At 32.1% G+C, this 13,017-nt stretch carries 14 protein-coding genes and 1 pseudogene; 2 read left to right on the top strand and 13 right to left on the bottom strand.

What is annotated here, in order from left to right; all coding sequences use genetic code 11:
- The first annotated feature begins 78 nt into the window (after window positions 1–78).
- Window positions 79–222: a hypothetical protein gene (locus ACTCDL_RS00725; RefSeq protein ID WP_463173302.1), complete on the top strand. Its 144-nt coding sequence runs from the start codon at window positions 79–81 to the stop codon at window positions 220–222.
- Window positions 200–647: pseudogene (gene tnpA, locus ACTCDL_RS00730) on the top strand (IS200/IS605 family transposase). Before ACTCDL_RS00725 ends, tnpA begins: the two are co-directional and overlap by 23 nt.
- Window positions 648–779: 132 nt before the next feature.
- Here tnpA and ACTCDL_RS00735 read toward each other — a convergent pair.
- The 13 genes from ACTCDL_RS00735 to cysC all read right to left on the bottom strand — a co-directional run bounded on the left by ACTCDL_RS00735 (window position 780) and on the right by cysC (window position 12,882).
- Entirely contained in the window at window positions 780–1,364 is a 585-nt protein-coding gene (locus ACTCDL_RS00735; RefSeq protein WP_463173303.1) for a hypothetical protein, read from the bottom strand.
- Window positions 1,364–2,605, bottom strand: coding sequence for an alpha-amylase family glycosyl hydrolase (locus ACTCDL_RS00740; RefSeq protein ID WP_463173304.1), 1,242 nt, complete (start codon window positions 2,603–2,605; stop codon window positions 1,364–1,366). Before ACTCDL_RS00740 ends, ACTCDL_RS00735 begins: the two co-directional genes overlap by 1 nt.
- 94 nt (window positions 2,606–2,699) lie before the next feature.
- Entirely contained in the window at window positions 2,700–3,332 is a 633-nt protein-coding gene (locus ACTCDL_RS00745) for a BUD32 family EKC/KEOPS complex subunit (protein ID WP_463173305.1), read from the bottom strand.
- Window positions 3,333–3,361: 29 nt separating this feature from the next.
- Window positions 3,362–4,249 (bottom strand): carbohydrate kinase family protein, encoded by an 888-nt coding sequence (locus tag ACTCDL_RS00750; protein ID WP_463173306.1) that lies wholly within the window; start codon window positions 4,247–4,249, stop codon window positions 3,362–3,364.
- Window positions 4,250–4,491: 242 nt separating this feature from the next.
- Complete coding sequence (locus ACTCDL_RS00755; protein ID WP_463173307.1) at window positions 4,492–5,271, bottom strand: hypothetical protein; 780 nt, start codon at window positions 5,269–5,271, stop codon at window positions 4,492–4,494.
- A 24-nt stretch (window positions 5,272–5,295) separates the two neighbouring features.
- Window positions 5,296–7,035 (bottom strand): glycoside hydrolase family 13 protein, encoded by a 1,740-nt coding sequence (locus ACTCDL_RS00760; RefSeq protein WP_463173308.1) that lies wholly within the window; start codon window positions 7,033–7,035, stop codon window positions 5,296–5,298.
- 212 nt (window positions 7,036–7,247) lie between these two features.
- Complete coding sequence (locus tag ACTCDL_RS00765; protein WP_463173309.1) at window positions 7,248–8,252, bottom strand: LacI family DNA-binding transcriptional regulator; 1,005 nt, start codon at window positions 8,250–8,252, stop codon at window positions 7,248–7,250.
- Window positions 8,253–8,417: 165 nt separating this feature from the next.
- Entirely contained in the window at window positions 8,418–9,179 is a 762-nt protein-coding gene (locus tag ACTCDL_RS00770) for a histidinol-phosphatase HisJ family protein (RefSeq protein WP_463173310.1), read from the bottom strand.
- A 93-nt stretch (window positions 9,180–9,272) separates the two neighbouring features.
- Window positions 9,273–9,668 carry a secondary thiamine-phosphate synthase enzyme YjbQ gene (locus tag ACTCDL_RS00775; protein ID WP_463173311.1) on the bottom strand — a complete coding sequence of 132 codons (396 nt, stop codon included), beginning with the start codon at window positions 9,666–9,668 and terminating at the stop codon, window positions 9,273–9,275.
- A gap of 340 nt (window positions 9,669–10,008) precedes the next feature.
- Window positions 10,009–11,166 carry a sulfate adenylyltransferase gene (sat, locus tag ACTCDL_RS00780; RefSeq protein ID WP_463173312.1) on the bottom strand — a complete coding sequence of 386 codons (1,158 nt, stop codon included), beginning with the start codon at window positions 11,164–11,166 and terminating at the stop codon, window positions 10,009–10,011.
- 104 nt (window positions 11,167–11,270) lie between these two features.
- Window positions 11,271–12,083: a PHP domain-containing protein gene (locus tag ACTCDL_RS00785; RefSeq protein WP_463173313.1), complete on the bottom strand. Its 813-nt coding sequence runs from the start codon at window positions 12,081–12,083 to the stop codon at window positions 11,271–11,273.
- A 3-nt stretch (window positions 12,084–12,086) separates the two neighbouring features.
- The gene (locus ACTCDL_RS00790) at window positions 12,087–12,299 is read right to left on the bottom strand and encodes a DUF2061 domain-containing protein (protein ID WP_463173314.1); all 213 of its coding nucleotides are present in this window, start codon (window positions 12,297–12,299) and stop codon (window positions 12,087–12,089) included.
- Window positions 12,292–12,882, bottom strand: a complete 591-nt coding sequence (cysC, locus tag ACTCDL_RS00795) for an adenylyl-sulfate kinase (protein ID WP_463173315.1) — start codon at window positions 12,880–12,882, stop codon at window positions 12,292–12,294. The genes ACTCDL_RS00790 and cysC overlap by 8 nt, the downstream gene beginning before the upstream one ends.
- Between the last annotated feature and the right edge of the window lie 135 nt (window positions 12,883–13,017).

Here is a 13,017-nt window from a genome sequence, read left to right on the forward strand (position 1 = left end):
GTTATCTATGTGTTTATTATAACATAACATTGACACATAGTCAACTATGTGATATAATTATTTTAGGAGGTGCTTAATATGGCTAGAAAAAATATTAATACTACATTAGAAGAAAAACTATACAAAAAGATTAAGGTATTAGCTATTAAATTAGACAAAAATGCTAATGACTTACTAGAGGAAGGTATGGAATATATCCTTGACAAATACAAAGACAACTAAGCATAGCAAATACAATATTAATTATCACATTATCTTTTGTCCTAAGTATAGACACACTATCTTTAAAGATAAGCTAGAATCCGAATTGTTAAGTTGCTTTAAAAAGGTTTGTAGCAATTATGGATATGAACTTATTGAACAAGAAATAATGACAGACCACGCACATCTATTTATTTCTGCTCCACCAACTGTTGCACCAGTAGATATAGTTAGAAAATTAAAAAGTATATCTGCTAATCATATATTTAAAACTTTCCCTAATTTGAAGAAAGCTAAGTTTTTGGGTAGTGACTGAATTTGTACGAAGAGTTTTTATACTTAAAAACTCGTAGGGTTTGTGGAGTAGAGGATATTATGTCGGGACAGCTGGAAGTGTATCTTCTGAAACTATCCAAAAGTATATCCAAAATCAAAAGAACATTTAATTTCAAGGTATCGAACCTTAAAATTAAAAGGCTCATTCATCCCCTAAGACAAGCATAAGGGGGTTTCTGAGCCTTTCCTATAAAAAAGCATAACAGTTAGATTAATCTAACTGTTATGCTTAAAAAAATTAATTATCTAATACTAAAAAAACGTCCTGTTAGTCCATCTACAGAGATATCATAGCTAGCTAAACCAGCTACCTCTTCACCTGTAAATAAATCTATTAGCTTAGTTCCACCAACATTAGATATTGAGATTGTAGTTGCATCTGTTCCAGTATTTAATACATAGAGTATCTTATCACCTGTATCTGGATCAATTTTAAGATCAGCATATTTAGTCCCAGATGCTACCAAATTTCTTCTCTCTCCATTCCATAATGCTGGATTATCATTTCTAATCTTCATCAGACTACTTACATAATCTTTTAAATCCTCTTCTTGATCAGTGAAACCAGAGACCTTACCTGCATCTCTAGCAGCATGGTCATCATAAATTTTTACTCCATCAACCATATCCTGTTCATTGATAAACCCTTCTACCTCTCTACCAATCTCATCACCATAGTAAATAGTGATTGGTCCTGTATATGATGCCATAAAACTGAAAGCTGCTTTATGACGTTTCCAATAATCAGGATGCTCCTTACCATAACCTAAATGAGGTGCTCTTTGAATCAAATCACCAAAACGAACTACGTCATGGGTAGTTAACATCAGATTTGGTTGGGCATCATAAGGATACCCCTATTAAATACTGAAGTTGGCTGACTATAAGCACCACCCTGTTCTGTATGCTCTTGTGAAGCTAATACTTGTACTAAAGCATATCTTAGTGGGAAATCAAAGAGTGATTTTAATCCATTTTGACTATAACCGATACTATTTATCTCTCTTCCAGATCCATCCCATATCTCACCTACTAAATAACCTAGTGTTCCCCATTCTTCTCCACGGTCTTTTCTTTCTGCACAAACTTTTTCTACTGCTTTTCTGATATCATATAAGTAATTAGTTCCATCTTGGTTCATTTGGAAGGCTTGATCTAACCTCCAACCATCAATTTCATACTCCTCAATCCAATAAGTAGCTACATCTTTAAAGTATTCTAAACTATCTGGATATTTGACCTTATTTCCATACCATTGTGTATCATAATCAACTACACCATCTATAGGGTCTGCTCCATGATGTCCAAATACTCCATCTAAGAATACATATAAGCCTAACTTATGAGCTTTCTCTACTAGCTCTCTTAAGTCCTCATTTGTACCAAATTTAGGGTCTACATTATAATAATCATCAGGAAAATAACCTGTTGCTTGTCCTTTAACTAGTCCAGTCTTTGACTCAAATATTGGAGTCATCCAAATAGCATTAACGCCAAGTCCTTTGATATACTCTAAAGAATTGATTATACCTCTCAAATCACCATTATGATGGCTTGGTCCATAGCCAGTCCCATAACCCTCTGGCTCTCCATCTTGAAAGGCTTCTACCATTATTTCATAAATCCTTAGATTATTTATATCAGTTCTCTTCTCTATCTTCGAAAACTTATCTGCATTTATTTCTACATTATTTACTTCTGCATCGGTAATAGTAGCTGAGGCAATATAAAGATCTTTTCCATTTAAGTCTTCTGCCTTAGCAATTACATTATACTCAGTTCCATTTAAATCTGAAAATGGAAAGGATAGAACTCCATTCTCATCAATATCAGCCACTGTTTCAGTTTTGGAAGGTATATATTCGTCTATATTTATATTTTTAAGAGATACCGTAATCTTTTCTATAGAATTATCGTTGGGAACTTTAACATTTACCATCACATTCTCTATTACCTCTGCTACCATATCCTTGCTATCATCTTTACCATTACATCCTACAAATAAACCTAAGCTTAATATAAGTATAGATAATAAAATAATTTTTTTATTATTTATCATCTTAATCATAGGTATCTACCTCCATTAATTAATTTAAGTTAATCTACTGTTCTAATAAAACATTAGGGCTTTTATGGGTTTGGTGAAAACCAAATTGTATAAATTATATATTATACCTTTTTATCCATTTAGCTACTTGTTCTTCAAACTCTTTTTTCTTTGGAATTCCTAAATTAACATCTTGATTTAATTTAGCTATGTTTCCAGTATCTAAATATTCTTTCATACCTTCTGAATTAGCCCAATAATAAGCTCCCCAATTAATAAGATCCCATTCTTCCATATAATCATTAAATTCATAATCAACATAAATCAACTTATCATCTTTAATCACAAAATTAGTAGGAAAATAATCTATATTAATTCCTTCTTCCTTTAGTAGTTTAGAGATATTAAAAATCTCCATAACATTGTATTCCTCTAATGAACTATTAGCAATTAGCTCTGCAGCTGTTGGTCCATCAATATACTCCTTAATTAAGTATTCTTCTTCATGATTATAATCTATCAATCTTGGAACTCTAATAAACTCTTTTAACACATGATAAGCATTTAATTCGCATTTAAGTTTGCTTCCTTCAAAATTATAGTAAGAACAAGGCTCATGATGTATCTTTTTTAATACTAAATTCTTTTGCCCATTTGTAATTAAATATGAATATCCTGATTTCCCCTTTCCTAATAGCTTATCAATCATAAATTCTTGACCTTCTATTTTGATTTGTTCCCCTATCATTTTATCCCTCCATAAAATAGTAATATATTTTATCCCCTATAATACTTGCTATACTCCTCTTCTATTAATACTTCATTTAATTGTTCATAAGCCAATTCATAAGAGGTGATACATAAGCCAGCTACAATCGTTCCTATTCTTAGAGATTTTTCTATAGAATATCCCTTTGAAAATCCATATAAAAATCCAGCAAAGAAACTATCTCCTGCTCCATTACTATCAACCATCTCGTAGTCATCAATGATTGGAACCTCTATCCATTCACCATCTTCAGTCAATGCAGTTGCTCCATCTTTACCATGGGTACAGATTACTAACTTCTTACCTTCACCTATCATCCTTTCCATAAACTCTTTATAATTTGGCAAGCTTTCAGAACTCATAAATAAGTAATTAGCAGCTTCAATAAAACCTTGATGATATTCATTCTCCCCATCATAATCATGGATATCACACCAGATAGCTTTATTGTATTTGTTAGCTACAGCTATTAACTCTCTAGTATAATTGATAATATTTAAGACAAGATAATCACTAGCTTTTACCTTCTCTTCTAATCGTGTATAATCTACCTCTGGTTCAAAGGTTGCATAGGCCACATAGATACTGATTCTGTTGCCATTATCATCTATAATATTCGTATGCCGTTCAGTACCTTTAGGGTCTATATCATAGATAAAGTCTATATTCTCACCTTTAAAACATTCCTTTATCTTCTCACCATAAAGGTCATCACCTATCATGGCATGGAAAGTTGTATCAAAGCCTAGCTTTCCAAAATTCATAGCCTTACCGACACCCGTAGACCCAGCAGTTTCATGAAAACCTTTACTATAATGAGTCCCTACTTTAGGAAATTCCCCCATATAGATAACCCAATCATAAGATGCTCCTCCAACTACTAGTAACTTTTTCATAAATCTCATCTCCTTATCTATAAATATTCTAATCTTAATATAGATCCTGAATCGGAAATGGAGATTAATGGGGATAAAGCGATACTTTCGTGTCAGGAATCAAGAACCTGGAATCAGTATGTTTTACAGATTCCTGATAACATATTCCATATTCCTAAAACGTCCCAATCTCCTTCTATAACCTCATATCCATATTTCAACCTAAGCTTAAACATACAGCTTACAGTTTAATAAATCTATAACTACTCTCCATCTTTCAATTCATTTGCTAAATCAATAATCACTTTCTTCATAGCTTGATTGATTTCAAAGTTCTGATCTATAAACTCAACAATCTTTATAGCTGACTGAGGAGATTTGTCATAGCCTTGTATCATCTCAGACAATTGCCTAGCAGTCTTAGGATAACGCTTTTCATATCTACGTTCATTCTGATATTTGTCCTTGTAGTAATCTACTTCATCTTCAATCAGATTAGAAAGGGACAAAAGATTATCTAATGCATAATTCTGTATAAATCTAGTTCCTGATAATTTTTCTCCTCTAGCAAATCTAGTTAATCCTACATAAAGGCAGGTCAAAGCCTCCCCAATAGCCCATTGCTTAGATTTTGGCTTCCATCTTATAGATTTATCCTTAGGAGAGCAGATACTTTCATCAAATCCATCCTCTTTCCAGACAATTCTCCCTTCAGCAAAATCAACCTCTAATAATTCTTTCTCTTCAAATATGGCAAACTCACAATAAACTCCATCTTCATATAATAACTTATAACCGTCATCAGTATTCTGAAAATAATATATTACTGGTGAGATAGAAGTAAGCCAATCTAGCTTCTCAATAAATCTCGTCTTAAACCCCTCTTTAGCTATCACAAAAAAATCTAAATCTGAATACTCATCTAACCTACCTAACTCTTTTCCTACAGAACCAAGACCTAATAACGCTAAGGCTTCACCTGTATTTTTAAGGGATTCTCCAATCTGATCTAACCTTTGAAGTAATAAATCTTTCTTGCTCATCACTATCATCTCCTTAATGTTTATTTAAAAGAGTGGCTTTAAAACAACTCCTTCTTTAGCTTCTATTGTAATTTTACCTTCTAAAATTCGGTCTGTTAATAACTCTCTATAGCTACCTGCTAGCTCTAAGATAGTATTTTGATTAGAATTATTTAGATAGATAAGCATCTCTTGACCATAATAACTTCTCTTATATCCATATAGATTAGTCTCTCTATCCTTTAATACTTCACTATACTCTCCAGCTATAAGCTCTTGATTCTCTCTTCTTATTCTTATTAATCTTTTGTAATATTGGAACAGCTCTTGGTTCTGCTTACCTTCCTCCCAACTCATTGCCTCTCTCTTCTCTAAGCCATCAACTCCACCAGCCATTCCATATTCATCACCATAGTAAATAACTGGAACACCTACATAGGTTAACTGAAATAAAACAGCTAATTTAAAGCTTGCTAGGTTATTTTCACATTTATATAAAAACCTCGAGACATCATGACTATCTATTAAATTCCACAGGTTTTCATGAGCCTGCTTCTTATATAAACTTCTAACCTTTGCTAACCTATTACTAAATTTATCAACATTTATAACTTCTTTAGCAAAGAAATCTTCAACAACCTCTAAGAAAGGATAGTTCATTACAGTATCAAACTGATCTCCCTTTAGCCAAAAATCAGAGTCATACCAAACCTCTCCTGAAATCAATATATCAGGATTGATCCTCTTTAAAGTTCTTCTAAACTCTCTCCAAAATTCAGGAGAAATTTCATCGGCAACATCTAAGCGCCAGCCATCTATGTTAAACTCTTTAGTCCAATATCGAGCTACCTCTAGAAAATATTCAGCCGTTTCTTGATTTGATAAGATTAATTTAGGCATGTGATAGTAATAGCCAAAGGTCTTATAATTAGGCTTTCTTTTTCTTTCTTTAGTAACTGGATAGGAGTCTACCTCAAACCAATCCTTATATTTTGATTCTTCACCCTTCTTCACCAGATCATCAAAGGCAAAAAAGTTTAATCCACAGTGGTTAAATACTGCATCTAAGATAATCTTAATCTTCCTTTGATGAGCCTTATCTACCAGCTCTTTAAACTCTTGCTTTGTTCCTAAGCCAGGATCTATCTGATAATAATCATCGGTATCATATCTATGAGTACTATCGGATTTAAATATAGGAGTTAAATAGATTGTATTTATACCTAGATCTTCTAAGTAATCCAGCTTTTCAGTTATTCCCTTGAGGTTTCCTCCTAAAAATGTTCTATAATTCACCTCTCCATTCCAGTCTTCTGTATATTTATCTTCTAACACAAAATTGCTACCTCTATTGAACCTATCGGGAAAAATTTGATAGACAATTGCTTTTTTGTGCCAAGCTGGAATTGTAAAGAGATTATCCTTAGAGAAGTTAGCCATAATAAACATATCTGCTTCCTCTTCTATCAGCTCTCCATAAAAGCCATTTCTTCCATAGAATAAACTATCTTCTTTACCCACTAGTTCAAAATAATAGGCTAAACTTATTCCTCTAAACTCTATAATGACTTCATAATAATCAAATAACTGATCACTATATTTCTTGGTCATCTCTACAATTTTTAAATCCTCACAACTATTTATCTTTCTATACTTATCACAATGAAAGACTTTTACACTATTTAAATCATCCCTTTTAGTTCTTAATTTGAGCAAAACCCTATCTTCTTCTACAAGATAAGCATAATTGGAGTTTACTCTATGATAAATCCCTTCTAAATTCATAATTTCACCTCAAATTCTAATTTGATATTAATTAATCGATAACATTCTACATCTATTTCCTATAAATTTATTAACATTTCATCTTAAAGCAACCCTGTAAACGTTTACAACCAAAACTAAAAAAACTCTATATCTAATCCCTCCTCTCTTTTAATTAATAAGCAATTTAAAGCAAACGTTTAACCCCTATCTTCTATTATTCTAAAACATAATTACCTAATCTCCTTTACACTATCTCTAATTACTAACTCCTGCTCAACTATGAGCTTCTTAGCCTTTAAATCTTTATTATCAATATATTCAAATAATAACTTAATGGCTTCATCACCTACATAGTATAAGTCCTGTTTTACTGTAGTCAGCTTAGGTATAAAATGCTTTGCTATCTCTATATCATCAATCCCCATTACAGAAATATCTTCAGGTACTTCTATCCCCTTTTCTTTCAAGTAATTTATCGCCCCAATAGCAGTTCCATCATTAGAGGCTAACACAGCAGTTGGAAGCTGATCAGATTTGCTTAAAATATTCTCCATAGCCTTATACCCTGATTCAATTGAATAATCACTTCCTTGTATATAACACTCTTTTATCTCAAAGTCATTTCTTTTCATTATATCCTGATAAGCCCGATATCTCTTCTCACCTTCTAAATCATAATAAGGAGCTTTTATAAAAGCTATCTTCTCATGTCCCAAATTCACAAGATAGTTCATTGCTTTTACTGCACCACCATAGTTATCAGGCAACACAGCAGGAATACTCAACTCTTCAATAGCTTGGTCTAATAATACTATAGGAATCTCTTTATTTATCTTCTCAATATTCTCTTTCTTCTCTTCTGTCATCTTTCCTACAAAGTAAAGTATACCTTCTACTTGACTCTTATAGAGCATATTTAGATTCTCTAGCTCTCCTTCAAATCTGCCTACAGAGCTTGTAATCATGACTCTATATCCCTTTTGGTTACAATAATTAATAATAGCGTCTACTTGTTCTGTATAATATGCAGTAAATTTAGGAAGTAATAAACCTATAATATTAGATTTCTTGCTTGATAATCCTCGGGCAATTAAGTTAGGTTTATATTCATGTTCTTTAATAACCTCTTTAACCTTCTCTCTAACTTCATCCCTTACTCCCGGTTTATCATTTACTACTCTAGACACTGTAGCTATAGAAACTCCAGCTAACTTAGCTATATCTTTAATCTTCATTAAAATTCCACTTCCCCATAGTCCTATATTATAATCTTATATTATAATAATATCCCTGTTCTACCATTATGTCAAGATTTTTTGTAAACGTTTTCAGAAATGGTTATAAAGTTTTTAGTATAGAATCGAAAAGACACCCTTAAATTAGAGTGCCTCTCAAAGTCTCTATAGTTCAACCATTATTCTCTTCTTATCTTCAAAGGTAGCAATCTCAGTATAACCAATATCTAATAAGATCTCTCTGACCTCAGCTAAATTCTCTCCCACTCTATCAGCTCTATGAGCATCAGAACTCATAGTTACCTTAATTCCCAATTCATAAGCCTTCTCTAATATCTCTCTACTTGGATAAAACTCCTTAGCAGGCTTATTCATCCCATTGGTATTTATCTCAATTGTAATATCCTCTTGGGCTATTACTTCTAAAGTAGGGGTAACTAATTCTACTACATCAGTTTTAGGTCTAAAATTAAAGACCTTGATTAAATCTAAATGACCTAACAGCTGGAATAAGCCAGATTTAGCAGCACCTGCTACCCTTTCAAAGTATCTCTTATATAACTCATCTATATCCCAATTATCATATTCATCGGTATAATCGGGATGGTCAAACATCCAATTACCCAAAAAATGAATTGAGCCTATTGCATAATCTAGATCAAATTGCTCTAAAAATTCTTTGATCTCCTTCTCTTTACCAGGAGTGTAATCCATCTCAATCCCTTTTCTAACCTTTAATTTAGGAAACTCTTGAGCTACCTCTTCAATTAAATCAAAATCAAACTGCTCATAATAGCGGTTATGGTCTGTAAAACCAATCTCTTTGACATCCTTAGAAACTGCTGCTTCTAAAAACTCTCTAATATCCTCCACAGTTCCTTCTCTATCCTCATGACCTAATAAATGAGTATGGTAATCTACTAACATTCTTCTCTCCTCCTCAATAAAAGATTAATTTACAATTTAAAATGTACAATGTATAATGGTTACCTTTAATTCTAAATTGTCAATTGTACATTGTCAATTTATTATTTTAACCTGTACTCTTCTTTGTCTTGGTCCATCAAACTCAGCAAAATAAATCCCCTGCCAAGTACCTAACAATAGTCTGCCATCATTAATAATTATCTGTTCTGAATTACCAAAGAGACTAGCTTTAAGGTGGGCTGCTGAATTTCCTTCTAAATGCTGATAATTATCTTCCCATGGAATTAAATCCTTTAGTTTGTATAAGATATCATCTTTAACTGTTGGGTCAGCATTCTCATTAATAGTAACCCCTGCTGTAGTGTGGGGAATAAAGATTAAACATATTCCATTTTCAACTTTAGATCCTGTGACAATCTCTTGAATCTTATCAGTCATATCAATTAATTCTGAATGATTATCGGTCTTCAAATCAAATTCTGTAAACATAGTACCACCCTTTTTTATATTAATTCTAACTTTAATAAGTAATCTCCTTTATAGTTTGAAAATTTAACTTTTAAAAATTATAAATAAAACTGCTATTAAAGAAACACCTAATATGACTGCTAGATACATCATAGTGTAGACCTCCTGTTACAATTATTACAATAGCTTATTATTTGAAATTTACTCTCTTACTTCGATTATTATTTGTTTAGAATTATTATTTTATACTTGAATTGAAAAATAGCTTTTATTCAGCAGTAACTCAATGATATTTTTGTTAAAAGAATAAAAAAAGAATTAGCTCAAGAATCTACTAATTCTCTTTTCTGCTTAAATATTCTTATTTACTATCTGCTATTCCTTTAATTAATACATTAGCTACTTCGGGTCTAGTCATCTCTTTGGGTGGTCTCTTTCCTTCTCTTAATAATTTTCTTACCTTAGTACCACTTAAGAATATATGTTCGTCTTTATCATGAGGACAGGTCTTTGCTGTAGCCATGGATTCACACTCTTTACAATAAAAAGAATGTTCGAATCTTAAAGGCTCTATACCTATCTCTTCGGTCTTAAAGTTATCAAACATTTCTTGAGCTTCATAAGTTCCATAATAATCTCCAACACCTGCATGATCACGACCAACAATAAAGTGTGTACAACCATAATTCTTACGACATAATGCGTGAAATACTGCCTCTTTTGGTCCAGCATATCTCATTGCTGCTGGAAAAACTGCTAAAGCAGTTCTATCATTTGGATAAATCTTATCCATCACTACTTCATAGCTTTTTATTCTATATTCTACTGGAATATCACTACTTTTAGTTTTCCCGACTAAAGGAGTTAATAGTAATCCATCACAAATTTCTAAAGCACACTTTTGAATATATTCATGGGCTCTGTGTATTGGGTTTCTAGTTTGAAATCCTACTACCCGATTCCACCCCTTCTCTTTAATTAGCTCTCTAACATCCTTTGGATCCAACCTATACTCATTAAATAGCTTATGCTCAATTCTTCTTAATAATGAAATTTTACCACCTAATAAGACCTCACCACGTTCATAAACTTTCACTACACCTGGATGCTTATCCTCTACTGTTTTATATACCAATTCTGCTTCCCGCTCTTTGTTATATGTATATTTATCTTCTAAATGTAGCACAGCATATATAGTTCCCTTATTATCTGCTAAGGCCACATCTGTACCAACTTCTAACTCATCAGCTTTCTCTCTACTTACTCCAAGAACAACTGGTATCGTCCATGGTAATCCATTAGTTAAATACATCTTTTCTATAACACTATTATAATCAGCTTCAACCATAAATCCTTCTAAAGGACTATAAAGTCCACTCGCTATATTTTCAATTTCTGTTAAATCACGTATGCTTAATTTAATCTTAGGCATAGTTTCAGCCTTTTTTAAAAGCTCTTCTTTTTTTACCCCTTCTACTATCCTATTAACCAACTTACCCCCATGAGCCTCAATTAACATTATAATTCCTCCCTAGTTTCAATTAATAACAATAGAAGATTTTAGACACAGACTCAAACACACTAAAATCCATTTTAAATTTTTGATAAATTAACTTTAAATTATCATTTCTGTAATTCTTCTAATAGTTCATATGGGACATCAACAGTGCCTAATAAGAATTTGTCAGCAATTGCTGGACCATGACAGTCAGAACCACCTGTAATAATTAAATCATTATCTTTAGCTAGTTTTAAATAATATTCTGTTTCTTTCTGGCTGTGTTTAGAGTAATAAGCTTCTAAACCCTCTAACTTCTCATTCTCGATTAATTCTCTAACAATCTCGTCATTATTGATCATACCTGGGTGAGCTAATATAGGAATTCCGCCTGCACCTTTAATCAATTCAATAGCATCTGCTGGTTTTAACTGATACTTAGGTACATAAGCAACCCCACCATCTTCTAGATATTTATCAAAAGCTTCTTGTATACTATCAATATGCCCTTCCTGTAACATCAGCCTAGCTATATGAGGCCTTCCTACTCCGGTATCACCAGCAATCTCTTTTAACCTATTAAAATCTAGCTCTATATCCAAATCAGATAACTTATCTAAAATCTGTTTAGCTCTTACTTCTCGTGAATTTTGTAGATTATTTATAATTTTTAGTAACTCTCTATTTTTAAAATCAATATTATAACCCAAAATATCAATTCTATACTCTCTATAATAAGTAGTTAATTCAATTCCGGCAATTACTTCTATTTCCAACTCTTCCCCTTTTATTATAGCTTCATCTAGTCCAGATACTGTATCATGATCAGTAATTGCTATTACTGATAAACCCCTTTTCTTAGCTTCTTCTACCACTTCACTAGGAGTAAAAGAACCATCGGAGGCTGTTGTATGTATATGTAAATCTATCTTTTTCATAATCTAACTCCCTTCTTCTCTATTTTCATCAACATTCAATCTATCCCATATTGTCTCATGAAGATAATAGATAACCATTTTAGTGATAACTTCAAATAAAGCTACAGAAGTAGCCACCTTAAATTCACCACTCAATAAATATACAATTATTAAAGTTGTAGTAGTAGCAGTTATTCTCCATGTAATAGTCTTTAATAATTTCTTCTTTCTAGTCATTTAATATTTTCTCCATAACCTTATTTACAGCTTCTTCAACTGATAATTTAGTAGTATCCACTACTAAATCTGGATTCTTAGGAGCTTCGTAAGGAGCAGAAATCCCTGTAAAGTTATCTATCTCCCCTTTAATAGCCTTCTCATATAAGCCTTTAGGATCTCTTTTGGCACAAGTTTGAACATCTGCTTTTACATATACTTCGATAAAGCTATTATCTCCTGTCTTTTCTTTAGCAAACTCTCTCATCTTCTCATAAGGTGAAATAAACGCTGCTAATACAATTAACCCTGCATCTTTGAATAATGCTGCTACTTCTGCTATTCTTCTTATATTCTCATCTCTATCTTCAGCTGTAAACCCTAAATCAGAATTTAAGCCATGTCTCATATTATCACCATCTAAACGGTAAACTATTTTTCCCTTTTTGATTAATTTTTTCTCTAATTCTACAGCAATTGTAGATTTCCCAGCACCAGACAGACCAGTAAACCAAACTACTACACCATTTTGTCCAAGCTTATTACATCTGTCATCATAACTTACTTTTCCTGAATGCCATGTAATGTTCTTATTATCATCCACTTATTAATCTTCCTTCCTACTTTATATTCTATAATATTTTAATCACAGTATAAACTCTCTATTATAATTTCTAAATCCAACTCTAAAATTCCTTTATTGATGAATACGTTTCAATATAATTATATCGTCATATAT

The organism is Orenia sp. (assembly GCF_055140805.1).

What these genes read in the sequence shown, in the direction of transcription:
- ACTCDL_RS00760 (WP_463173308.1), bottom strand. Translation starts at nt 7,035, where the DNA reads ATGAATTTAGAAGGGATTTATCATAGAGTAAACTCCAATTATGCTTAT.
- ACTCDL_RS00740 (WP_463173304.1), bottom strand. Translation starts at nt 2,605, where the DNA reads ATGATTAAGATGATAAATAATAAAAAAATTATTTTATTATCTATACTT.
- ACTCDL_RS00750 (WP_463173306.1), bottom strand. Translation starts at nt 4,249, where the DNA reads ATGAAAAAGTTACTAGTAGTTGGAGGAGCATCTTATGATTGGGTTATC.
- ACTCDL_RS00790 (WP_463173314.1), bottom strand. Translation starts at nt 12,299, where the DNA reads ATGACTAGAAAGAAGAAATTATTAAAGACTATTACATGGAGAATAACT.
- ACTCDL_RS00775 (WP_463173311.1), bottom strand. Translation starts at nt 9,668, where the DNA reads ATGTTTACAGAATTTGATTTGAAGACCGATAATCATTCAGAATTAATT.
- ACTCDL_RS00785 (WP_463173313.1), bottom strand. Translation starts at nt 12,083, where the DNA reads ATGAAAAAGATAGATTTACATATACATACAACAGCCTCCGATGGTTCT.
- ACTCDL_RS00745 (WP_463173305.1), bottom strand. Translation starts at nt 3,332, where the DNA reads ATGATAGGGGAACAAATCAAAATAGAAGGTCAAGAATTTATGATTGAT.
- ACTCDL_RS00765 (WP_463173309.1), bottom strand. Translation starts at nt 8,252, where the DNA reads ATGAAGATTAAAGATATAGCTAAGTTAGCTGGAGTTTCTATAGCTACA.
- ACTCDL_RS00755 (WP_463173307.1), bottom strand. Translation starts at nt 5,271, where the DNA reads ATGAGCAAGAAAGATTTATTACTTCAAAGGTTAGATCAGATTGGAGAA.
- ACTCDL_RS00735 (WP_463173303.1), bottom strand. Translation starts at nt 1,364, where the DNA reads ATGTTAACTACCCATGACGTAGTTCGTTTTGGTGATTTGATTCAAAGA.
- ACTCDL_RS00770 (WP_463173310.1), bottom strand. Translation starts at nt 9,179, where the DNA reads ATGTTAGTAGATTACCATACTCATTTATTAGGTCATGAGGATAGAGAA.
- ACTCDL_RS00725 (WP_463173302.1), top strand. Translation starts at nt 79, where the DNA reads ATGGCTAGAAAAAATATTAATACTACATTAGAAGAAAAACTATACAAA.
- sat (WP_463173312.1), bottom strand. Translation starts at nt 11,166, where the DNA reads ATGTTAATTGAGGCTCATGGGGGTAAGTTGGTTAATAGGATAGTAGAA.